The organism is Blautia sp. MSK20_18, from assembly GCF_020553125.1.
GTDB lineage: Bacteria > Bacillota > Clostridia > Lachnospirales > Lachnospiraceae > Blautia_A > Blautia_A fusiformis.
Window position 1 is genome coordinate 43,143 of sequence record NZ_JAJCGR010000010.1, and the last position, 24,732, is coordinate 67,874.

At 43.6% G+C, this 24,732-nt stretch carries 19 protein-coding genes; 1 reads left to right on the top strand and 18 read right to left on the bottom strand.

Features of this window, described 5'->3' with window-relative positions; translation table 11 throughout:
• Positions 1–51 precede the first annotated feature (51 nt).
• Together LI091_RS07780 and ileS are read right to left on the bottom strand one after the other, a co-directional pair.
• Complete coding sequence (locus tag LI091_RS07780) at positions 52–2,514, bottom strand: glycogen/starch/alpha-glucan phosphorylase (RefSeq protein ID WP_021650270.1); 2,463 nt, start codon at positions 2,512–2,514, stop codon at positions 52–54.
• Positions 2,514–5,678 (bottom strand): isoleucine--tRNA ligase, encoded by a 3,165-nt coding sequence (ileS, locus tag LI091_RS07785; RefSeq protein ID WP_265191025.1) that lies wholly within the window; start codon positions 5,676–5,678, stop codon positions 2,514–2,516. The genes LI091_RS07780 and ileS overlap by 1 nt, the downstream gene beginning before the upstream one ends.
• 792 nt (positions 5,679–6,470) lie before the next feature.
• Between ileS and LI091_RS07790 the strand changes: the two genes are divergently transcribed.
• Positions 6,471–7,760, top strand: coding sequence for a D-alanyl-D-alanine carboxypeptidase family protein (locus tag LI091_RS07790; protein WP_092072923.1), 1,290 nt, complete (start codon positions 6,471–6,473; stop codon positions 7,758–7,760).
• On the opposite strand, the gene LI091_RS07795 is transcribed toward LI091_RS07790, so the two are convergent.
• The 16 genes from LI091_RS07795 to LI091_RS07870 all read right to left on the bottom strand — a co-directional run bounded on the left by LI091_RS07795 (position 7,737) and on the right by LI091_RS07870 (position 24,477).
• A complete protein-coding gene (locus tag LI091_RS07795; RefSeq protein ID WP_059086600.1) occupies positions 7,737–8,693 on the bottom strand; it encodes a 3'-5' exonuclease in 957 nt (318 codons plus the stop codon). The two genes, LI091_RS07790 and LI091_RS07795, sit on opposite strands and share 24 nt — an antisense overlap.
• Before the next feature lie 70 nt (positions 8,694–8,763).
• Positions 8,764–9,726, bottom strand: a complete 963-nt coding sequence (locus tag LI091_RS07800) for a nucleoside hydrolase (RefSeq protein WP_265191010.1) — start codon at positions 9,724–9,726, stop codon at positions 8,764–8,766.
• A gap of 404 nt (positions 9,727–10,130) precedes the next feature.
• Complete coding sequence (locus LI091_RS07805) at positions 10,131–10,568, bottom strand: Hsp20/alpha crystallin family protein (RefSeq protein ID WP_015526401.1); 438 nt, start codon at positions 10,566–10,568, stop codon at positions 10,131–10,133.
• A 418-nt stretch (positions 10,569–10,986) separates the two neighbouring features.
• Positions 10,987–11,733: a YibE/F family protein gene (locus LI091_RS07810; RefSeq protein ID WP_059086598.1), complete on the bottom strand. Its 747-nt coding sequence runs from the start codon at positions 11,731–11,733 to the stop codon at positions 10,987–10,989.
• Positions 11,730–12,830 carry a YibE/F family protein gene (locus LI091_RS07815; RefSeq protein ID WP_044960354.1) on the bottom strand — a complete coding sequence of 367 codons (1,101 nt, stop codon included), beginning with the start codon at positions 12,828–12,830 and terminating at the stop codon, positions 11,730–11,732. The genes LI091_RS07810 and LI091_RS07815 overlap by 4 nt, the downstream gene beginning before the upstream one ends.
• Before the next feature lie 194 nt (positions 12,831–13,024).
• Positions 13,025–14,497 carry a PTS transporter subunit EIIC gene (locus tag LI091_RS07820; RefSeq protein ID WP_250789732.1) on the bottom strand — a complete coding sequence of 491 codons (1,473 nt, stop codon included), beginning with the start codon at positions 14,495–14,497 and terminating at the stop codon, positions 13,025–13,027.
• A 113-nt stretch (positions 14,498–14,610) separates the two neighbouring features.
• Positions 14,611–15,090: a PTS sugar transporter subunit IIA gene (locus LI091_RS07825; protein ID WP_015526406.1), complete on the bottom strand. Its 480-nt coding sequence runs from the start codon at positions 15,088–15,090 to the stop codon at positions 14,611–14,613.
• 251 nt (positions 15,091–15,341) lie between these two features.
• On the bottom strand, positions 15,342–16,301 hold the full coding sequence (locus LI091_RS07830; protein ID WP_022426562.1) for an aP2 domain: 960 nt from the start codon (positions 16,299–16,301) through the stop codon (positions 15,342–15,344).
• Positions 16,302–16,376: 75 nt separating this feature from the next.
• A complete protein-coding gene (locus tag LI091_RS07835; RefSeq protein ID WP_022426561.1) occupies positions 16,377–17,162 on the bottom strand; it encodes a Spy0128 family protein in 786 nt (261 codons plus the stop codon).
• Positions 17,163–17,169: 7 nt separating this feature from the next.
• On the bottom strand, positions 17,170–17,943 hold the full coding sequence (gene srtB, locus LI091_RS07840; protein WP_114002479.1) for a class B sortase: 774 nt from the start codon (positions 17,941–17,943) through the stop codon (positions 17,170–17,172).
• 30 nt (positions 17,944–17,973) lie between these two features.
• On the bottom strand, positions 17,974–19,026 hold the full coding sequence (locus LI091_RS07845) for a DUF7601 domain-containing protein (protein ID WP_186582560.1): 1,053 nt from the start codon (positions 19,024–19,026) through the stop codon (positions 17,974–17,976).
• Positions 19,027–19,128: 102 nt separating this feature from the next.
• The gene (gene lepB / locus LI091_RS07850) at positions 19,129–19,674 is read right to left on the bottom strand and encodes a signal peptidase I (RefSeq protein WP_118368648.1); all 546 of its coding nucleotides are present in this window, start codon (positions 19,672–19,674) and stop codon (positions 19,129–19,131) included.
• Positions 19,675–19,716: 42 nt separating this feature from the next.
• Positions 19,717–20,049, bottom strand: coding sequence for a hypothetical protein (locus LI091_RS07855; protein ID WP_147417229.1), 333 nt, complete (start codon positions 20,047–20,049; stop codon positions 19,717–19,719).
• 8 nt (positions 20,050–20,057) lie between these two features.
• On the bottom strand, positions 20,058–21,824 hold the full coding sequence (locus LI091_RS07860) for a DUF7601 domain-containing protein (protein WP_265191011.1): 1,767 nt from the start codon (positions 21,822–21,824) through the stop codon (positions 20,058–20,060).
• 181 nt (positions 21,825–22,005) lie between these two features.
• The gene (locus LI091_RS07865; protein WP_195656654.1) at positions 22,006–23,148 is read right to left on the bottom strand and encodes a tyrosine-type recombinase/integrase; all 1,143 of its coding nucleotides are present in this window, start codon (positions 23,146–23,148) and stop codon (positions 22,006–22,008) included.
• 360 nt (positions 23,149–23,508) lie between these two features.
• On the bottom strand, positions 23,509–24,477 hold the full coding sequence (locus LI091_RS07870; RefSeq protein ID WP_118752633.1) for a PD-(D/E)XK nuclease family transposase: 969 nt from the start codon (positions 24,475–24,477) through the stop codon (positions 23,509–23,511).
• Between the last annotated feature and the right edge of the window lie 255 nt (positions 24,478–24,732).

Genomic DNA, 24,732 nt, shown 5'->3' on the forward strand with positions numbered 1-24,732 from the left:
TTGTGTGGAAATTTATTTTATGGTAATACTTTGCAGATTACTTTCTATATCTTAGTTCTCTTTCACAACAACCTTATCCAGATGCCAGATATCATCTACATACTCCTGGATAGTTCTGTCGGATGTGAACTTACCGCTGCATGCTGTATTGAGAAGTGCCATCTTAGCCCAGCGTTTCTCATCCTTATATGCTTCCTCAACACGCTTCTGTGCCTCTGCATAGGAACGGAAGTCACCAAGGATGAAGTACTGGTCAGGTCTCGGCATGTTGCGTTTGTCGAGAAGTGAATTGTAGATGTCACGGAACATCTCTGTATCGCTGGAGAAGGTTCCGTTGATCAGCTGCATCAGTACCTGACGGATCTCCGGATCTGTGTTGTAGATGAAGTCCGGATCGTAACCGCCGTTGTTCTCATAGTTGATGATCTGGTCGGAGCTCATACCGAAGATAAATGCATTCTCCTCGCCAACCTCCTGTACGATCTCAACGTTAGCACCATCCATGGTTCCAAGTGTCGGAGCACCATTCAGCATGAATTTCATGTTACCTGTACCGGAAGCCTCTTTACTTGCTGTGGAGATCTGCTCGGAAACATCTGCTGCCGCAAAAATGATCTCAGCGTTGGATACACGGTAGTTCTCGATGAATACAACCTTCAGCTTACCGTTGATGGAAGCATCATTGTTTACAACATCTGCCACACAGTTGATCAGCTTGATGATCTTCTTTGCACGTGCGTAAGCTGCGGAAGCTTTTGCACCAAAGATAAATGTTCTTGGATAGAAATCCATCTCCGGATGTGCCTTGATCTGGTTGTACAGATAGATCACATGCAGGATGTTAAGAAGCTGACGTTTGTACTCATGAAGTCTCTTAACCTGGATATCGAAGATAGAGTGCGGGTCAACCTCAACACCATTGTGCTCCAGGATATATTTTGCAAGACGCTCTTTGTTCTTGAACTTGATGGTCATGAACTCCTGAAGAGCCTTCTCATCGTCTGCGTAAACCTTAAGCTTGGAAAGTTGGGAAAGATCTGTGATCCAGTCCGGTCCGATCTTGTCTGTTACCCAATCAGCCAGAAGCGGGTTTCCATGAGCAAGGAAACGTCTCTGTGTGATACCGTTTGTTTTGTTGTTGAACTTCTCAGGCATCATCTCATAGAAATCCTTCAGCTCCTGATTCTTGAGGATCTCGGTATGAAGGCGTGCAACACCGTTTACAGAGTAGCCTGCAACGATCGCAAGGTGAGCCATCTTAACCTGTCCGTCATAGATGATCGCCATCTTCTTGATCTTCTCGAAGTTTCCAGGATATTTCTGCTGGATCTCAAGAATGAAACGACGGTTGATCTCCTCGATGATCTGGTATACACGCGGAAGCAGTCTGGAGAACAGCTCGATCGGCCATTTCTCAAGTGCCTCGGACATGATGGTGTGGTTGGTGTAAGCACAGCATTTTGTTGTGATATCCCATGCCTGATCCCAGCCAAGACCTTCCTCATCGATAAGAATGCGCATCAACTCTGCAACTGCAACTGTCGGATGAGTATCATTCATCTGGAATACAACCTTCTCATGAAGCTTGGTAATGTCGTCGTGTGTTTTTTTGTATTTGGCAATCGCTGCCTGAAGGCTGGCAGATACGAAGAAGTACTGCTGTTTCAGACGAAGCTCTTTACCTGCCATATGGTTATCATTCGGATAAAGCACCTCTACGATAGTACGTGCAAGGTTCTCCTGCTCTACTGCGTTGTGATAATCACCCTTGTCAAAAGAGTCAAGGTTGAAGTCTACGATCGGCTCTGCATCCCAGATACGAAGTGTGTTTACAACATCGTTGTTATAACCTGTGATCGGCATATCGTAAGGAACAGCCTTAACTGCCTGATATCCTTCATGGATGAATTTATTCTCGTTCTTCACCGGATCCCACTCAACGCGTACATATCCGCCGAAATGAACCTCTTTTGCATACTCCGGACGACGGAGCTCGAAAGGATAGCCGTTCTTCAGCCAGTTATCCGGTGCCTCTACCTGATAACCGTCACGGATCTCCTGCTTGAACATACCATAACGGTAACGGATTCCGCATCCGTATGCACAGTAGTTCAGAGTTGCAAGAGAATCCAGGAAGCATGCTGCCAGTCTTCCAAGTCCACCGTTTCCAAGAGCCGGATCCGGCTCCTGGTCTTCGATGCAGTTAATGTCAAGTCCAAGCTCCTCAAGAGCCTCCTTAACCTCGCCGTATGCACCAAGGTTGATCAGGTTGTTTCCAAGGGCACGGCCCATAAGGAACTCCATGGACATATAATATACGATCTTCGGGTCCTGTTTTTCATACGCCTTCTGGCTCTTGAGCCAGTTGTCAATGATCACATCCTTCACAGTGTAGCTTACAGCCTGAAAGATCTGCTCCTGTGTAGCCTCTTCCAGTGTTTTTCGATAAAGGAATTTTACGTTTTCTTTTACACTTTTTTTGAATTCCTCTTTCTCAAACTGCTTGTCAATCATTAGTTTTCCTCCTGTACTTTGGATACTCCCAGTGTTACAGCCTCTTTATTGATGTTCCACTCCTTGGTATAACCCTCTGCTTCTCCCAGAATAATGTTTTCTGCCAGTACTTCACGTTTGATCTCATCCTGGTTTGCTTTCATGATATCCATGATCTTATCGTTATCTTTTGCATAGACAATGATCTTGTCCATGACTTCGAAACCAGCCTCTTTACGCATGGTCTGAACCTTGCTGATGATCTCGCGGACAAAGCCCTCCTGGATCAGTTCAGGTGTAAGGTTTGTATCAAGGACAACGGATGTCTCACCGTCTGTCTCTGTCACATAGCCCTCGCTCTGGGCTGTTTCGATCAATAAGTCTTCCTCTGCAAGCTCGACTCTGTTTCCGTCAATGTCAAGAACGAGAACACCATTATCTCTCAGCTCTTTCATTGCTGCGGTTCCGTCGATCTCGGAGAGTGCGGTACGGATGCCGTTCAGAAGCTTGCCGTATTTCGGTCCTACTGTACGAAGCTGCGGCTTGAAGCTGTAGGAAATGAAGGACTCTACATCATCTGCGAATTTCACTTCTTTTACGTTAAGCTCATCTGCGATGATATCTGTGTAGAATTTATCCATAGCTTTCTCAGCCTTTACATACATGGTTCCGATCGGCTGACGGTTCTTGATGTTTGCGGTATTTCTGCATGCACGTCCGAGAACAACGATCTCAAGAAGCTCTTCCATGTTTGCCTCAAGATCCTTGTCGATCCATGCTTCGTTTACCTCCGGGTAATCGCAGAGATGGATACTCTCCGGAGCGTCTGCATCAATGCTTCTTACAAGGTTCTGGTAGATATCCTCAGTCATGAACGGGATCATCGGAGCTGCAGCCTTGGCAACTGTTACCAGTGCTGTGTAAAGTGTCATGTAAGCATTGATCTTATCCTGCTCCATGCCCTTTGCCCAAAAACGCTCACGGCTTCTTCTTACATACCAGTTACTCATATCGTCAACAAATTCCTGAAGTGCTCTTGCAGCCTCCGGAATCTTGTAGGAACCAAGATCCGCATCGACAGTCTTCACCATGGTATTCAGCTTGCTGAGCAGCCATTTATCCATAACCGGAAGCTTATCGTAATTTAAAGTATATTTAGTCGCATCAAAATTGTCAATGTTCGCATACAGTACGAAGAATGCGTAGGTGTTCCACAGAGTGCTCATGAACTTTCTCTGTCCCTCTACAACTGCCTTGCCATGGAAACGGTTCGGGAGCCACGGAGCACTGTTGATGTAGAAATACCAGCGGATTGCATCTGCGCCGTATTTGTTCAGTGCATCAAACGGATCTACTGCATTTCCCTTGGACTTACTCATCTTCTGTCCGTTCTCATCCTGTACATGTCCCAGAACGATTACATTCTTATACGGAGCCTTGTTGAAAAGCAGTGTGGACTCAGCAAGAAGGGAGTAGAACCATCCTCTTGTCTGGTCAACAGCCTCGGAGATGAAGTCTGCCGGGAACTGCTGCTCGAACAGGTCTTTGTTCTCAAATGGATAATGATGCTGTGCAAAAGGCATTGCTCCGGAATCGAACCAGCAGTCGATTACCTCCGGTACACGGTGCATGGTCTTGCCGCAGTCCGGACACTTCATGGTGATATCATCAATGTATGGACGGTGAAGCTCGATGGTCTTCGCGCGCTCGTCACCACTCTTCTCATAGAGATCCTGACGGCTTCCTACGGATTCCATATGTCCGCACTCACACTGCCAAATATTCAGTGGTGTTCCCCAGTAACGGTTTCTGGAAATACCCCAGTCCTGAACGTTCTCAAGCCAGTCACCGAAACGTCCCTTACCGATGCTCTCCGGAATCCAGTTGATAGTATTGTTGTTACGGATCAGATCATCCTTTACTGCAGTCATCTTGATGAACCAAGACTCACGTGCATAGTAGATAAGCGGTGTGTCACATCTCCAGCAGTGCGGATAATCATGCTCGAATTTCGGTGCGTCAAAAAGCTTGCCCTCTTTGTCAAGGTCTGTGAGGACCATCGGGTCCGCTTTCTTTACGAATACACCTGCGTATGGTGTCTCTTTGGTCATGTTACCCTGTCCGTCTACGAACTGTACGAACGGAAGGTCATACTCACGTCCGACACGGCTGTCATCCTCACCAAATGCAGGTGCGATATGAACGATACCGGTACCATCACTCATGGTAACGTAGTTGTCACAGGTTACGAAATGAGCTTTTTTGTGCTGTTTTGCTGCTGCCTCTCCTGCACATGCAAAAAGCGGCTCATATTCTCTGCGCTCAAGGTCTGTTCCTTTATATTTCTCAAGGATCTCATATGCAGGCTCATCATCCTTTGCAAGCTTGCCGAGAACCTTGTCCAGAAGTGCCTCTGCCATGTAGTAGGTATAGCCGTCTGCTGCTTTTACCTTGCAGTAGATCTCATCCGGGTTTACACAAAGTGCAACGTTGGATGGAAGTGTCCATGGTGTTGTTGTCCATGCCAAGAAGTATGCGTCCTCACCAACAACCTTGAAACGCACGATCGCAGAGCGCTCTTTAACAGTCTTGTAGCCCTGAGAAACCTCCTGTGCGGAAAGCGGAGTTCCACAGCGTGGGCAATAAGGAACGATCTTAAAGCCTTTATAAAGAAGACCTTTTTCCCAGATCTCTTTCAGCGCCCACCACTCGGACTCGATGAAATTGTTGTCATATGTTACATACGGATGCTCCATGTCAGCCCAGAAACCAACGGTAGAGGAGAAATCCTCCCACATTCCCTTGTATTTCCATACGCTCTCCTTACACTGCTGAATGAACGGCTCCATTCCGTACTCCTCGATCTGCTCCTTGCCGTCAAGGCCAAGCTTCTTCTCAACCTCAAGCTCAACCGGAAGTCCGTGAGTATCCCATCCTGCTTTTCTCGGAACCATGTACCCCTTCATTGTACGGTATCTCGGGATCATATCCTTGATAACTCGTGTCAGAACGTGTCCGATATGTGGCTTACCATTTGCGGTAGGCGGTCCGTCATAGAATGTGTATGTCTCGCCCTCTTTACGGCTGTCCATACTCTTTTCGAAAATCTTGTTGTCTTTCCAGAATTTCTCGACTTCTTTTTCACGGTCAACAAAATTCAGATTCGTGTCAACTTTACGATACACAATATTTACCTCCTGTGTCTGATTACTGGCTGCTGCCTCATCTGTAAGGCCACAGCGGATTGTTTCTTCACAGATACCTGTTCGTGCCAATGCTTCGGGCACTTATAAAAAAAGACCCCATCCTGTAAAAGGACGAAGTCTGATTCGCTGTACCACCTGTTACATTATACGGGCCTGTGTCCGGATTCCTGCGTCTTCTGCTGTGTTCTTATGCTCTGTGTTATGGCGCAGGCTGTTGTTCCATGTCTGTTCATGGCGGACAATTCTTTGTATCTGCCGATATATGTTCCCTGTAACGGAGGAAATCCGTCAGTTCTTACTTAATGATCATCTGTATATCAGATATTCTTCCGGCTGCTGCCGGACAACTTCGGAACTGAAGCTCAAGAGTGATATTCCGCCATATTTACTCGTCCCGGGCTCCCACCATCCCCGGTTCGCTGCAAGCTTTCCATATGGCCTACTGTCTCCATCACAGCTTTTTCTATATACGCTGTCTATTATAGGTTGGGGAAAATCCATATGTCAAGTGTTTTCAGGGATTTTTTCTTATTATATGTATGTTCACTTCTTCTTAATGGAATTTTCACAGACTGCAAGTGGTTTTTCCGGGAGGAAAGTGGTATACTACTACAGAATCTTGAGGGCAAAAATACAGCGTTTCATTAATACAATGCTATAATTAATGAAATACTGCACCTCATCACAAAACGGGCAAGATTTTTTCGGTTACTGATTCTCAAATGAATAATAACCTTCTCGCCCGGATTTATCACTGAAAGGTATCTTGTTATGAAAAATATGAAAAAACGATCCTTGCGCCGGATCTTTGCAGGCATTCTCGGCATAGGGATCCTGCTCACAGGCGCAGCTCCCTGCGCGGCGGCTGCCTATGGATACGATGAATATGGTGATCCTATCGTCACTGCCACACCGGTTCCTGATGGTCAGGCCGCAGCAGTCACGCCTGCTCACTCCAGCTATTATTCACAGGCTGCCGACACCGATTCCATTGACGGGTGGCCCAAAGGTCCCGGCATCGAAGCACAGGCTGCAGTCCTTATGGACGTAAATACAGAAGCCGTTCTTTATTCCAAAAATGCGGACACACAGCTCTACCCTGCCAGCATCACAAAGATCCTGACTACACTGCTTGCCTGTGAAAATCTGAATACTAAGACAAACATTACCGTATCTGAAAAAGCTTCCACCAGTGTAACTGCCGGAGATTCCAGTATTTATGCTGCTCCCGGTGAAAAATTCACTAGGGATCAGGCCCTGATGGCTGTCATGCTCCAGTCCGCTAATGAAATGTCTGTCGCCGTTGCGGAAGAAGTTTCCGGCTCTGTAAAGAAATTCGCAGAACTCATGAACTGGCGCGCCAAGCTTTTTGGCTGCAAGAACACACACTTTAACAATCCCAACGGTCTTCCGGATGAAAATCATTACACCACAGCCTCCGACATGGCAAAGATCGCCAAATCCGCCTGGCTGAATCCTCTTTTCCGGCGATACTGCACCAAACGTTATTACGAGATCCCGCCTACCAATAAATTTGCGGAAGCCCGCCAGCTGCTCAATCATCACAAGATGATGAAAAACGGCGAATATTATTATGAAGGCGTCCGTGGCGGAAAAACAGGCTACACGGATGCATCCGGCAACACACTTGTCACCTACTGCAAACGAGGAAATATAACGCTGGTAGCCGTGATCCTGAATTCTACTTCCGCGGCAAATGCTTACAGCGATACCGCTTCTCTTTTTAATTATGGTTTTGAAAATTTTGAAAAGGTGGATATGAAGGTGTCCATGGAGCCAGTCCCGTTTAAGGTACTCCCTTGTGACAAATATATCCTTAAGAATAACGGAAACACCTATCCGTTTTATTATCAGACAAAGGTTTATGTGACTCTTCCAAAAGGTATCAAAAAATCACAGCTTAACAAACGCCAGGCCGTTCTTCAGAATGCTGTCGGCCCACTGCGTCTGAAAAGCAAATATTATTATAAGAAACAAATGGTCGGATGGGGAATGCAATACGAACGAAACATCGTATCAGATCTTCTCCTGGCTTCGTAACATTTTCCTGCGGCGGAGAGATTCGTGCTTTTCACGGATCTCATCCGCCGCTTCTGTATCTTCTGCTCTCAGGGTCTTCACCCCGAAATATTTTCCCTCATCGGTTTTTCGGATCCGGATCTTTCCGGCAACAGGTCCATGCTCATGGCAAAGGGCAAGGCTGTAATACACCTTGGAATTGTTGGTACTGAACCAGCGGATCTTCCTCTTGGCAGGGCATCTGCAAATAGGACACATGGTACTTACCATGGTACGGTCCTTCATCAGACGCTCCTTTGATACAAATTCCCTGGACACAAACTTGTCATGGTCTGTATAAGAAATATAGATCTCGCTGTCTCTGGATTTTGGATTCTGATATACATCCAGGGACGGATGGCGGATCATGCAGGCTTCATCGATCTCCAGGAGTATCCTGGCAGTATAGCTGGCGTCTGCCAGTGCCCGGTGAAAATCCCGGTTTTTGGGAAGTTCCAGATAATCTGTAGCATATTCCAGAGATCGCCTGGATACTCCGTCCTCGAATTTTATGCTGAAAAGCTTCTGCACATCATAGTAATGCACTGGCCCTGGCATCAGCTTCAGAAGATTATAGTATTTCATATTGCGCTGAAGTTCCATCACATCCTGGTCTCCCCAGGTAAAAAAGCGATACTCCTCCCCGCACCATTCCAGAAATCTGCGGATTGCCCTTGGAAAAGGGATGCCTTTTTCCAGTTCATGATAATCCACGTGGATCACTTCGTGGATACTGTCGTGGATCCAGTGGTACACTTTGGGCTTGATCAGGCACTGAAAGGTATCAACGATCTCTCTTTTTTCATTTAATTTTACTGCCCCGATCTCTATGATCTCAAACGGGAGCCGACTATCCGGATGTCTTCTTCCATCCGGATTCTGGTTCCATTCCAGGTCAAATACAATATAGTTCATGGGTTTTCTGTCCTCTTATCTGACTGCTCAGCTGCTTCATAAATGCAGCTGTTTCCGGATCGGTATCCGGCTATTTCATATTTTTGCATTCGGACACAGAATAAATCGCTTCAAACAGCTCCTGCTGGAAGCTTTCTGTATCTGCATCTGTCAGAATCATATCTTTCATTTCATCTTCTTCGTGTAGCCACCAGCGGAAATCGCATAATGTGGCACCCCGTCCGGCACCGTCTGAACAATCCACATCCAGGAATACTTTTTCTGTTTTAAAGAACTCCGGATGGATGAGATACATAAACGGTACAGCAGCATGGATACTTGCCACGCAGCGATATTTGGAAAAATTTTCAAGTACGTAGCCAGCCATATCTCCACAGGCTCTGGCTGCCGGATCACCGGACTGGCACAGCTTCATGATCTGGTTTCTGGTGAGATTACATTTCAGGGTAGCATCCAGTCCACACATGATCAGTGGGATTCCGGAATCGAATACGATCTTTGCCGCCTCAGGATCTGCGTAGATGTTGAATTCTGCTGCCGGTGTGATGTTTCCGCCTTTTGCTGCGCCGCCTGTAAATACGATTTTTCTGATCTTATTCTTTATTTCAGGAAAAACCTTCAACAGAAGTGCAAGATTAGTCATTGGTGCAGTTTCGATCATTACTACCTGCTCGCCCTCCGGAATGGCATTCAGAATGTCACGGATAAAAAGCACTGCATTGTCAGAAGCAGCCTCTGATTTTGCTTCCGGCAGTACGCAATGACCAAGCCCTGTTTCTCCGTGAAATTCTTCCGCATAAATTGCCGCTTTCACAAGAGGACGATCCTGGCCTCCTGCCACCGGAACCTTCAGTCCGTAAAAATCCACCAGCTTCAGTGCATTTTGGGTCACTCTTTCTATCCTGGTACTTCCTGCAGATGTCGTCACTGCAAGCAGCTCCAGTTCATCCTGATGTGCTGCCGCATATGCCAGTGCGATCCCGTCATCGATTCCGGGATCACAGTCCATGATAACCTTGATCTTATCTCCCATATATTCACCTCTGTAAAAACTCTTTCCCCAATTTTATAGTATTGCCGAATTTCCGCTGTTTACCTGTTCCAAGTATAACAGAGTGAGGAAAGAGTGTAAAGTTAATCAGAATTCGTTACTGTTCACTCCGTTCTCAGCAACACGCTTCGCGGAATATTACCAGTAAACAGTAATCAGAATTCACCTCCGTACTTCAGGCTGAAACGTAAAGAACCCCTCTGCCGGACATTGGCAGAGGGGTGGAAAAAAGGGGGTTATATTCATTTATATAAACAAATGCAATGTGCAATTTGGAGCTTTAATATTTGCAATATCCGTTTGGGTTGTTCCGGATATTGTTATTATGCTATATCCCATCACCCGGAGCTTGCAATCCAGTACCGGGGCTTCACAATAAATGCTGATCAATCAATAGAAACAAATTTCTTCTCTTCTGCTTCTTTCTTGGTCTCTTCCTTCGGGAAGGTTACATGAAGGATTCCGTTCTCATATTTCGCATGGATATCTTCATGCTTAATGCTCGAGCCTACATAAAAGCTTCTGTTGCAGGTTCCTGTATAACGTTCTCTGCGAACATATTTACCTTTATCATCCTTCTCGTCCTTCTTCTCTTCTCTGGTTGCCTGAATGTTCAGATAACCATTCTTCAGCTGGATCTTCACATCCTCTTTCTTAAATCCCGGAAGATCGATCTCCAGTTCATAATTGCCATCTACATCACGGATATCTGTCTTCATCATATCCTTCACCTGAGGATAAGCATTGGCAGCTGCCTGACGGCCTGTCGGATATCCCATAAAATCATCAAATAAATCTTCTCCGAAAATACTTGGCATTAACATAACTCATTCCTCCTGATCTATATTCGCTGCGTGCTGCGCAGGCGTTTTTAATTTACTGTTTCTGAAAACATCTGCAAATTCTGTAAGAACTTTCTCCGGAAGATTTCTTTTTTCTCTCTTCCTTTGTTCTGTATGTACTATAACACGCATTATTAGCACTGTCAAGAGGCGAGTGCTAATTTCACACTTTCTTCACATTTTCCGTAATTTTACGATCCATTTTTCCGATACATATGTCTTAAGCGCCGAAGATAGAAGGACTCCCAGGATCAGAAATGGAACTGCCTGAAAAAACACTCCCATAAATACATAAATATAATAACTGCTTTCATAAAAAAGAGCCCACGTCTGCTGAATACAGAAAAGAACATCTGTATCGGGACCATGGATTCCGTATTCAGTGCAGTGGAGATATGCTTCATGAGATCTGTCGAATAATACATTTAATCGATACCGGGACGGTAATAAGGCAGGCTACCGCACCAGATAGCATGGCTGCAACATCCTGGAATAGGAACTGGGAATTAAGAATGATCTCTAGGCTATATTGCTGTGTCTGAATGTATGAAAATAATAAAATAGTTCCTCCAAGATAAGCAAACAGCAACGTATTTACCGTTGTACCGATAATTTCTTTCCCAACCTGATAGCCGGAAGCTGTAAGCTCTTTCGCTGTCAGACTGTTTTTATGAGTCCAGACTTCATATACAGAAGATGTTACAGATAATGCTGTATCGATAACAGCCCCAAGAGTACTGAAAACAGTTACAAATATTCCTACATGAAGCATGTTAATATGAAGGTCCGTACTGTAATAATACATAAAATCGTCTTCCGAAATCTGCAGCTCATTTAACCCGTAACTTCCTGATCTCCACGTAATAATATAAATCGGAATAAACAAAAGTAACATTACCAGCAGTGTAGCCAGAAAAGCCGCCCGCGTCTTTGGATTATTTCCGTTCTGATAAAACAGAGAAATATAACAGACACCTGCACCTGCCACCAATATCAGGAGCAGTACAGGAAAACCGGCAGACATCAGCATAATTGAAAAAAATAAAATTACAATATTCCCCGCCAGTGTCATAATTGACATGGCTCCACGCTCTCCGCCAATCAAGATCACCAGAAAAATTAAAATCAATGCAAGAAAAATGATCATTCTCTGACACCCCTTTTCCGTGATGGTATTTTCATAATCGCTGAAGCAATAAAAACAGATACCGGTATTGCCAGTACAATTCCAATACTTTCTATCAGAAAACGACAGATATCATATGGAATGTGGTATCTCACGATCGTTATAAAACTTATATCATTATTCATCTTAAGTATGAACATGGGAATCATGCCGCTTGCCAGAACAAACAGCAGTACATTTATCATGGTTCCCATAATATCATATCCGATTTCACGACCGGAATGTATCAGTCTTCTCAGAGAAACCGATGGATTTTTCCGCACGATCTCTCCTACTGCTGCGCTGATCGTCACCGTCACATCCATAATTGCACCAAGTCCTGTCAGCATAATATCTGCCCAGAATATATCTGCTGAATTGCCTGTACTTCCAAGGTATTCCAGATTGGAATAATCCAGATCTCCGTACATATAAATAGAAAATTCAAACAATGCCATGATCAGAAACAGAACACACAGTGTTGAAAGAACTGAGGAAAATGTTTTTCTATGAATTCCATTTAAGCAGATCAATGTAGTCAGTGAAAAAAGAACTGCGATGACATTACAGATATTTAAAATATTTTTCCCTTCTGTAAACGCCTGAAATCCATACGCAAATATGACTGTATTCAGTATCAGTGATATGATCGTGTAAAATCCCTGCTTTCCTGTAATGCAGATCAGAAGAAAAAATAATCCTCCTGCCAGTAATGCCAGATACCCATCCCTTTTTACAGAACGTATCGTTTTTCCGGGGCTTTCCTTTGAACCGCTTAAAAGAACGGTGTCTCCTTTATGATATTTCTTGGTCTGAACCTGAGAAGATGTATATTCATTAGAGACCGTTATTTTTTCCCCTTTATGCGAACCGTTTAATATCCGTGCCGTAATATTCTGAGTATAGTAATATTCTTTTGAGCCCCTGGTTCCTTCTCTGCTCAGAGTCTGTTTTTCTGTTACGGAACATATTTTTGCCAGCGGTGTATGATAAAATCGGGAATTACAGCAGGTAAACAGAACAAAAATAATATATATGCCGGCTAAAAGATATTTTTTGTGAAATATGCAGGATTTCATTAACTTCATTCCCCCTGTAGAAATATTGCAATCGTAAACGCACTGACCGGTTGCCTTTTATCGAAGTAACATTGTACGCTTTTTGAAAGTATCGGTCAATATAAGGTATACAAAAAACAGCAGCAGAACCGTTTTCACAGTTCTGCTGCTGCCCCCATAATTATTTTAACAAATACCTGACTTCAAAAAAGCCATTATTTACAAAGCGCAGAAAATGCATCTGCAACAAACTGAACCTTGGTTCCGATAATAACCTGTACAGAAGTTTTTCCAGGTTTGATCACGCCTGCAACACCTGCAGATTTGATCACCTTATCATTTACAGCTGTAATATCCTTAACCTCAAGTCTCAGTCTTGTGATGCAGTTATCGATGCTTGTGATGTTCTCTTTTCCGCCACAGCCTTCAAGGATCTTCGCGGCAATAGCAGTATAGTCATCATTTGCAAGCTCGATATTCTTCTCTGCCTCAAGATCGTCATCGTCTTCTCTTCCCGGAGTCTTCAGATCAAATTTCTTGATGGCAAAAAGGAATACAACATAGAATACGATAAATGCTGCAATTCCAAGAGGAAGGATGAGCCATGTCTTCTGTGCTGCCGGAAGTGAGGATGAGAAAAGTAAATCCATCGCACCGGCGGAGAAGCTGAAGCCTGCACGGAAGCCAAGAGCAACTGTGATCATGGTGAAGATACCGTAAAGTAATGCATAAATTACATAAAGGCCAGGAGCAAGGAACATAAATCCAAACTCGAACGGCTCAGTTACACCACAGATAAATGCACAGATCGCTGCAGATGCAACAAGACCGATGGCAACTTTTTTCTTTGCAGGTTTCGCACATTTAACCATTGCAAGTGCTGCACCAGGAATACCAAACATCATACATGGGAAGAATCCGGACATGTACATTCCAAGGCTCCAGGATACATCTGCAGAGGTTTCACCTGCCCAGAAGTGCTGAAGATCACCAAGTCCGATGGTGTCAAACCAGAATACATTGTTCAGTGCGTGATGTAATCCGGTAGGGATCAGCAGACGGTTCAGGAATGCATAGATACCTGCACCAACAACATCCATACCTGCAACTGCTTTTCCTAATGCTACAAGTGCACTGAAAAGTAATGGCCATACAAACAGTAATACAACAGATACAATAATGGAAACCACTCCTGCGATAATCGCTACGCAGCGCTTGCCGCTGAAGAATGACAGCCAGTCAGGAAGCTTGGTGCTCTTGAATTTGTTATAGCATGTAGATCCGATAATACCGGCAAGGATTCCGATAAAAGGATTCGCAATTTTGTCAAATGCAAGAGTTTTTGTTGCACTGTCAGCGATTGATGGCATGATGGTTGTAACAAATCCTGTAGAAAGAAGTGTTGTGAGCATCAGCCAGGATGCAAGTGCAGCGATTCCGCCGGTTCCGTCATTCTTTTCTGACATACCGACACCAACACCGATAGCAAAAAGGATTGCCATGTTGTCGATCAGAGCTCCGCCTGCCTTAACCAGAAACAGACCGATCAGATTGGCTGCGCCATGAATGTCTCCACCCTGCATGGTTGCCGGACATAACCAGTATCCGATACCCATGAGGATACCACAGATTGGCAGTACTGCCACCGGAAGCATTAACGCTTTTCCCAGTTTTTGAAGAAATTTCATATATTTCCCCTCCCTTAAAATAAATATATTTGACCGGATCACTCCGGTTATAACACCCCGAAAATTGCTACTATCTCCGGGCTGCTATAAGCCTGTCAGCTGCATGAAGATGATCATGAAAGCTTGAGGACGGCTTCATCCGCCGAAACATCCCCCTCCTTCTGGAGGCTTATCTTTCCGTAATCATCTGTGTTGCAGATCAGAACCGGGATAATCGTGTTTAAACCGGCTTTCTCAATTTTGTCCAGATCAGCCTCTATCAGAAGATCACCTTTTTTGACCTTGTCACCTGCTGCAACGTGGGCTTTAAAGGGTTCGCCCTTAAGTGTGACTGTATCCAGTCCGATATGTATCAGTATTTCCGCGCCCTGAGTGCTTGTCAGCGTAACTGCATGAAGAGTATCAAATACCATTGCCACCTCACCGTCTGCCGGAGCATATATCCTGCCGTCTGCCGGGATCACGGCAAAACCGTCACCCAGTACCTTATCCGCAAAGACAGGGTCCGGAACCTCCGCAAGGGGAACCACTCTACCCTTGCAGGGTGCATAGATTAAATTTCCTTTATCTTTTCCTTTAAAAAATTTCAGCATATTCTCTTCCTCCCGTTATTTCACCACTTCTTCCGGTATTGATATCCGCGATGTCGATTTGTAAATATGTCTATATATTTTTTATCCGTTCCGGATTTATATTATATATTTCGTATAATTTTCATTTTTTGATTTTTAGGCATGTGTATATATTAACCATTATTTTCGGTTTTGTCCGCATTTTTATCGGTATTTTTCAAAAAAATAAGCTGTAGCACATTAATGCGACAGCTTATGCAAGAATATTCAGTTTACTTCAGCAGTTCTTTTTCTTTCATATTCGTTGTCACCTGAAACTCTCCGTTGATCCGTTGGATCTCGTATACCAGGGGATTATTTCTGGCCCAGCCGGGATCTTTTTCTGCCTGCCGGTTCCAGCTGTACCAGGCGCGGACAAAGCCTTCGTGGATGGTAGATTCCGCTTCCTGGCGGGCCTGGACCGCATCCTGATAATCCACAAAAGTTCCGATATAAAATCGTTTCCCCTTGAATCCGATGGTAGCACGGTATTTTCCATTCCGCAGCTGATAGACGCCACGGAATCCGCTGGTATTATCACTGCGGTGCTTTCTTTTTTCCAGCATCTCCACACAGGTTCCATCTACCATATGCAGCTGCCCGGGAAGTTCCTTCCATATCTCCTGTCTCAGACAGCCACAGCTTCTGTAATTACCATGAAGAAGGCCATCCTCTGTCACATCCACTTCATTTCCGCAGTCACACCGACAATGCCAGAACACAGAGCCCTTTTTGCTCCTTTTATCTGTATGATAGAGAGCAGTCAGCCGCCCGAAACGCTGTCCGCTGATGTCGGTGATCCCGCGACCTCTGACATAATGGCCGCAACCGCAGCTGGTACATTTTCCGGCTTTCAGGCTGTGTGCAGTGGAAATATGCATATTCCCGCAGTCACAGCGACATTCCCACCTGGTCCTGCCGTTTTTACTTTCCAGTTTTTTTACTGCCACAAGTTTCCCGAAACGCCGGCCTGTAAGGTCTTCTGCCACCGGTCCTCTCTTGGCACTGTTTTCCGGAATACATCCACAGTCCTTTACAGTCCCACGCATCAGATGTCTGGTATTTACTTTTATCTCATTTCCACAATCACATCTGCACAGCCATACAACATACCTGTTTTCCCGCTCATCCAGTTTTTTCAGTACCGTCAGATGACCAAATCTCTGACCTTCCAGTTTAAGTCCGTTTGCCATCCTCTGTCCCTCACATTTCGTCAAAAAAAGCGATGCGGTAGAAATTTTTCCTGCCGCACCGCTGTCCGGATCCTGTTATTTATCCGTTTTCTTTTTTCTTCTGACAAATACTGCTGCCAGTAATACCACACATCCGGAAACGCAGATCACTGCGATCCATTTTGCAATGTTTGTGTTATCTCCTGTTTTTGGCATAGCTTTTACATGACTGGAACCAGTATTTCCTGCATAGGAAGAAGTTCCCGTATAGGAAGAAGTTCCGGAAGCAGGCGGATTGCTGTCAGGTTTTATCGGCGTGTTCGTTATGGTCGCTGCCGGAGTTCTGGTCGGCACTGCAGTCGGAGTTTTTTCCGGAAGTGGTGTCGGTGTATTTTCCGGTACAGGTGTCGGCGTATCCACAGGATCGTAGGAATTCACAAAGCCGATATCCTGTTTCTCGCTGTTCATCTGTGCATCGGTATGTGCAACCACAACTGCTTCCAGATCACCGGACTCTCCGTTCGTTACTGTTACTTTCACATAATAAACGGTATTGTCATAATGTCCGTTTTCCAGCTTTCCAGGCTGCTGGGAAACGCTGTAAGTGTATACGCCAGGAACAGCATATTCCACTGCAGGAAATTCTGCTTTCCCCGCACCTGTGATCGTGATCGTATTTTCTTCCGGCATGGGTGCTTCGTCCTCACCCTGAAGAATGATCGTATAAGTTTCGTCCGGAGATGGCTTCTCACCTGACAATTCCACGCTGACAGGAATCTTTACTTCCGCAACTCCAGCTGCCATAGCTGAAATCGGAAAAACTGTCAGGCACAGAACCGCAAGCAGGAGCACTGCCGGAAATTTTCGTATATTCGTCTTCATCCCCTCCTTACGTCTCCGGCGAATAAGGTTTCATTACCGCCAGAAGAACTGTTCTTGCATCTGTAAATTCCGAAGAGCAGGTTGACATTGCCAGTATCTGGGAAAAATCTTCGGACTTTCCAATGTTATCCATTGTCTGCTGATGGACATGTTCCGCGTTTTTTCTGACAAAATCCACAAGTCCGCTGGTGTCCGCCTGCCATTTTCCCGTTGCAAAAATAGAATCCTCAGATGCGGAAACCTGCATACATGCAAAAATTTCCAGCTTGTAGGAACGGTCAGGCAGGATCAGCGTACCTGTGGTGTTTTTGTTGAAAAATTTCTTTTTTCTGTAAAGATCCAGATCTCCGAACATCTTATGCTCTGCCATGTGATGACCATACAGGAGAGAATATTTCCCCTGAAAATTTCTGTCACAGCCGGAATCCAGAAAGATGCTTCCTGACAAAGCAAAATCACCGTATACATCGGTATTGATGTAAGTCAAGTTATCTTCTCCCTGAAGGATCGGATAATCGATCTTTGTGTGGTCCAGTGTGATCCATCCACAGACATCCGGATTGATCTTTCGGAGCTCTTCAAAAGAAGCGCCTCCGTCTTTCTGTTCCGGGTCGGGCTTCAGTTTTAAGAGCTGTGACTGAATGTCGTCCACAGCGCCATAGACCTGTGCGTTATCCCAGAGTGCATACCCGGAATACGCCGCCGCCAGGATCAGAAACAATGCTACAACGGCAGTGACCAGAGAGTTGGCTGCTTTCAGAAAAAACTTAGATGCGTTCATACTGCCTCCTCTCTGCTGCCTGGATGATCATTAGTCTTCGTATTTACGTCTTCTGGTGATGAATGCTGCACCTGCGATTACGATCACGCCTGCGAATACGAGGATGTATGGGAGAGTTGTGAGGTTGACGCCGGTGTCGATGTCGCCACCTTTGTTGTTAGTAATTGTCACATTCTGAGAAGTTTTATTAACTGTTTTATTAGTATTTGTATACGTATACACTGGGGCGTCATAACCACCTTTAGCTTTAGTATAATCTGCCTCAGTTACATCATATGTCACACCAAATGGTAAATTTGTGAAAGTAATTGTCTGGTCATGTTTCAGGTTGATTTCTGCTGTTGCTATATTATTTTCCCAATCACTTGCTTTGATAGTATTTGTTGCCTCTCCAACTTTATAAGAAATATCACTGGACATTGTCTTTCCTGTATTATTTTTTAAAGTTACTGTTACAGTGAAAAATTTATTTTTATCACCAAGATTACCAGTTACAACTTTTTTTACAGGTAAAGAATTTGCTGAATACGTATTTTCAAATGCATTCTGACCTTCTGTAAGTTTTCTACTTTCGTTACTGGATATATTTTTATAAACAGTAACATATCTGTCGAAACCATCTCCTGACTTATTATTAACAACAGTGACTTTCAGTGTAACCGTTTTTTCATCGTATGTTACACCCAGAGTATTACCCTTAGTTTCTGCAACTGTATAATAATAAATTCCTACACTATTATAATTTGGAAGTTCAATGGTAAAAGTTTTCTCCTTACCCTCTACTGTTGCTTCACCCTCCGTATATTCTGTCGTATAGGCAACAACTTTAGGCATCGGCATATTATCTTTTGTAGTATTGCTGGCTGCATCTGTAACATTAGCTGCTGTTACAGTGTAGTTAAAAGTTTCTGCCGGGGATTTCATATCAGCTACTTCCAGCTTATAACTTTTTGTTAATGTAACAGAATCTACAGGTGTTTTCGTTTCAGCTTCTGCAGTTTCTGCCGCAAATGCCGTACTTCCCATGGTAAACATGGTGGCTGCTGCGATCAAACATGCTAACAGTTTCTTTGTCTTTTTCATAAGAAAATCCTCCTAGAAATATAAATTTATTTATAAGCTCATAAAAAGCAGCTTATACATTTGTTGTTATGTTCTCTCAGAAATGGGAGAACAATTACTTTTTTACAGTTCTCTTCTTCGAAGTATAGTGATTACTTTTGCTTTCACATTCTCTATGGAGATGGGGCCGAATTCACGGCTGTCTTTTGCATGGGTTCGGTAGTCTCCCAGAATAAATACACTGCCTTCCGGAACTGTGTAGGGATATGTGATCCCTTCCTTTGCATATGTAGGAAATGCAATTTCTCCTGTCTGGGCTGTTCCGTTTACAAGAAGCGTTCCTGTGTCATCCATTGTGATCACGTCGGTTTCGCATCCCAGGATACGCCCTACATGAGTTTTGCCGCCGGCTTCATACACGACAACATCTTCTTTTTCAAGATTCTGTTCCAGCCGATAACCGATAAGAAGATCTCCGGCTTCCACTGCCGGGAACATTTCATTATCCGGTGCCTGGCCTATAAGAAAGACCTGTGTAAACAGCAGCCAGCCAACGGCCACGATCAACACGACCCGCCACAAAAGGCGGATGTAGCCTTCCTTTATTTCTGTAGAATATCTTCTTTTCCGGATTGTCTGAGAACAGGTTTGATCTTTTTCAGCACGCATCACCTCCGCACCTCTTCTCTGGAACTATATCCTGTGAACAGATCAGACATTTGTATCCTGTCCGGTAGTCCCTCTTTCAGCAAGTTCCTTATATTTGCGAATCATGGCATCACAGCTTTTCTGATGGTCAGCGATCAGTGCATCGTACCGTGCACGTTCTGCACTTAAGGATGTTTCATAAATCTGATTCAGCTCTTCCAGCTTTTTCCAGAGATGAATTTCATCCACTCCGCCAAACAGCACTTTCCGAAACCTGACCGTCCGGAACCACTCCTTCAGCTTTTCGTGCTCATGATTTAACGCCTCTGTTTGTGGAAACCGCTCTGCTCCAGCATTGCGGCTTCCTTTCTTCCCTGACTGTTTCTTCTTCATCATAACCGCCTTCAATTCCAACGCTTCCTGCGCCTGAATAACAGCACACCTGCTCCGGCAGCTACGATACCTAACGCCAGAATGTATGGTGTTGTATTGAGATCCAGCCCAGTGTCCGGGATTGCGTCTTTGTTGTTGGTAAAGGTAACTTCGTGAGAAACATCATTATCCCTTCTTGAAATAGATGTTATTTTCGCCTCTCTATTATTCGAAACAGAAGGGTTATCGTCTATTGTATAGGAAGGCGTATATCTATCGTTGCTATAATAATCATCTTCTGTGATCGTTACGGTTGCTCCAACTGGAACCTGTGTCAGTCTTGTTGTCTGCTTATCTGACAGTGTAATTGTCGTTGAACCTGTATACTGTGTCTCACCGATTTTAAATGGAAGATTAGTATTTCCATTTACTACAGAAATTATAAAGTTGAACTTTTTACTCTTATCTCCCATATTTCCAGTTACATTTTTTTTGATATCTACTGACGTATAAAGCGGTGCGTAGTGAGCATAAAAATTTACGGTACCATCTGCTAATTCTGTTTCATTTGGAGAATATGGCCACTTTTCATTTGAAATTTTTGAGTTGTTATCATTCCCGTTTGGATCTTTTTCCGGATACCAGCCATCCAGAATATACGTTATTCCATCAATTTCTCGAGTGGAACCAATTTGAACTATACTTGTCTTATTAACTGAACTATCCTTTTTATAATTTGCTGCATCAACTAATTTATAATCATTGCTTTCCGGTTCCTTCACCCAAAATTTAGCCGCAAAAACTTTTGAGCACTTAATGTTGATTGTACAGTCAATGTGATAATATTGATTTTCTGTAGTACTGTTATCCCGAGAGATTTTAAATGGTACTAAAGTAATTTCTGTTACATCATCTTCCGTTAAATCAGTTACTTGTAATTTCTCTCTTACATTCTTTTTATACGCCTCCCAAATAGAATCCAAAATGTAATTAAAATATGTTTTATTATCTACCTTTATTTCATTATCTGTTCTTCTAACTGTCCATGATGAACTCGTTGTCCCATCTGGCCATTTAGTAATATAATTACTCACATTACTTACAACATTTTTATTATTTTTCCAGGTTGCATTAGTTACATCGATTTCTCCCAATAGCTTACTCTGATCGGATTCCGGACTCCAATAATCTGTATCATTACTTCCCGGCACGCCATCCGGTGAAGACAAATAATAAATTGCTGCTTTCGTTTCCGTTGGTACTGTTGTTGGTTTTGGTGCCGTTGTTGGCCATAGCCATTTAGCCGACTGCACTTCCATCTCCACATCCTGCACCTCATCTACCGATGCATCTGTATCTTCCGCCGGTGTCGCAGTTGGTTCTTCGGGTTGTTCGGTGACTGTCGGCTCCTCCGGCTGTTCGGTCACGGTCGGATCTGCTGGCTGGATTGGCTCTTCGCCAGGCTCTACGGATGGCTCTTCCGGCTGCTCCGGATCCTCAGATGGAGTTTCGATAACATCTGCCGGTTCCTCTGTATTTTCATCTCCGGTTGTCACCGCAGGTTCTTCCGATTGCGATTCATCCACCGACTGATCATTTTCCGCTTCTGTGGCTGTCAGCTCTTCTGCTTCCTCTGCGGATCCGGACTGTACTGTTTCAGTATTTTCATTGGCTGTTTCACTGCTGGCCTCTACCGCAAACGCTGAGATGGAAACACTGCAGATCATTGCGAACGCAATACAGACTGCGAGGATCTTCCTCCACAGACGGTGTTTTCCAGATGAATGATTATGTATCATACTTCAAACCTCCTTCTTGTATGCTATGGCAGTCAAAAACAGGCACTGCTCATTACATGTCCATGCCGGTATTTCTGCTCTTTCGCAGAGCACAATACTCTGTGAAAGATTCCCTGCGATCCGTGTAAATTTAACGGTTCTTTCTTCTCTGACGGCGGTTTTTGACGGTTTATAAAAAAACTCAGGCTCCCGGAAATTCTTTTTCCACGGTATCTGCGATCTTCAGTTTTTCCATATTTTTACGTTTCAGGTTCATGGATGAATGTACATAACATTCCAGTGTGATCCGTGTGCTGGAGTGCCCCAGGATCTCCGAAAGACTGCGGATCTCAAATCCGGCCTCCACACACCGTGTCGCAAAACTATGCCGCAAAGTATGGAAATGAACATTTTTCAGATTACAATCTTTCGTATATTGCCTCATGCGATACTGCAGGGTTCTGGGCTCCAGGAAATACCCTGCTTTTCCGGTCAGAACATATGCTTCCAGATCATCTGCTCTCCATTTGTTACAGAGCTTTTCAATATCCTGGTTCATGGGGATCATCCTTACCGACCTTCCACTTTTAGGAACCCCGGTTATGATCCGGGTCCTTTCTTCACTTGCAGGATTGAGATTTTTCAGACGCTGCATGGTATGACGTACAAAGATGACTTTATTTTCCAGAGAAATATCTTCCCATTTCAGAGCACATACTTCTCCGATGCGCAATCCTGTCAACAATGCCAGCAAAACCCCAAATTTACACGGATCCATGTCCTGTAAAAGATATTCCGTAAACCTTTTCTGTTCTTCACAGGTCAGCACACGCATTTCTTTTCGATCCTGCCTGGGGTATACGATATCCACCGGTTTTGCCAGTGGATTCTGCTTTGCTGTATAATTCAGAATGGAATGCAACACGGAAAGGATATCCCGCACTGTTTTTGGTGACAATCCTCTTTCATGGATAAGCCTGTAGCTGAATTGTTCTACAAGTATTTCTGAAACAGCCTCGGAAAAATACTGCCCGAGATCAGGCCTGATATATTTTTCCAGGATCGTTGTATATTTTACAAAAGTGGATGGTTTCACGCTGCTTCGTTTCAGATACAGCCATTCATTACAGTAATCTGCAAAGCGATTCCGTTTTCCTCTCACGGGCAGGAGCTGATCATTCATCAGCGCATAACGTGCCTGATTGACCTTATCTCTGGCTTCATGATATGTTTTTCCGTAACAGTAGCCATAGTGTATCCTTCCGTTTATCCGATGCTCCTTGATATATCTGGCTTCCCATCGTCCATCTTTTCTTTTGTAAATGTTTTCTCCTTTTCTGCTCATTGATCTTTCCTCCTGTTATGCCGAATCTTATAGTCTGTTCACAAATAAGAGTTTTTATTCGCCGGTCTTTTATCCTCTGACGACGACACTGACGGCGAATAGTGTCCTTTTTCGGACACCACAATATTTGCGCCCTATATTATCCGTAAAATATGGCGAAAAACCACGATAAAAAAGCCGGTTTTCAGGAACTTGCACCTTGAATTTCCGAAAAATTTATGGTATTTTTATAGAAACAGAGTATTGTGCTCTGTGAAATTTACCAACTATAATCTAAATAAATAAGCCGTTTTTTAAGCAAAAAAACTCCCTCACATATCAGTTTTTTCTGATATATGAGGGAGTTTCTGATCTTATATTTTATTTCTGTTCTTCAAGCTTTCTTTTTAACATCTGAATTTCTTTTTCCTGAGCTGCAATTTTCTCCTTTTGATTATCAATCTGCTCCTGCATCTGATCAACCATATACTTCACTGTGTTTCTGTCAAGAATCTTTAATTCCTCTGAATACATTTCCATCATCCCTTCCACATTCCGGCATATATTATATATGTGCTCGTACATGACCGTAAACTCCGGATATTTTTTTATTAATTTCACGATTACTTCCGGAGAATCCATACTCAAAAATGCCAGCCATGCATCCAGTTTATCTGTGATACCTTTATTGTGCATATTCTCACGAAAGATGTCAAGCGGAAGAAATACATATTTCTGAAGCAGATTAAGTTCCAATCCTGTATCTGATCTCTGTTGAAAAATATGGCAGTATCTATCTTTATATTTATGAAAATCTCCTGTACTTTTATCAATCAGTACAATTGTATATACACTTTTTATATCCTTATAGGAAAACTTCTCTTTTCTGGTACTTCGGGCATTTTTATATTGCCTTAATAATAGATCAGAAGAATAACATGCGCATCTTTCCCCAGGAAAAGCGTAACCTATTTTTTGCACTTCCACGTTACAATATGAACCATCATCAAATCGTACCAGAATATCCATGATCAAAAGAGACTGCTCATCTGCCAGTCTTGTAGAATCTCCTGGTAAAACTTCGATAATTTTCACCTTTCTCTGAAGCAATACTTCAAGAAAATCCTCTAATCTTTCCGGTACTGTTTCCGGATTCATAATTTCTTTAAAAAATGCATCATACAGCATTTTCACCCCCTTCACTCCCGTACAGAAATCCATAAATTCCTCTCTCTGTTCTTCTTTCCAGCTATAAAATCTCTCTGTCAGATTTATGTTCTGCTGAATGTCCCGCAAAATCTCCTCGCGGGTTCTTATCATTGGAAAATAAGCCTTTAATTTCGTATTCAATTAATCTTCTCCTTGTCTGATAAAAAATGGAAATTCCGTTTCAGATCTGAAACATCTGTGAATGCCATACGGCTAGAATAAGTCTTATAAGATACTTATAGAATATCATATTTTTATCTTGCATCCAAGATTTTTCCTTCCTGTTGTTTCTCTGTATTTCGACACAATATTTTATGGCAATCAACCAGATACGGCGCAGACTACAAATATCCTTCTGCAAAAAAACTCCCTCACATATCAGTTTTTTCTGATACA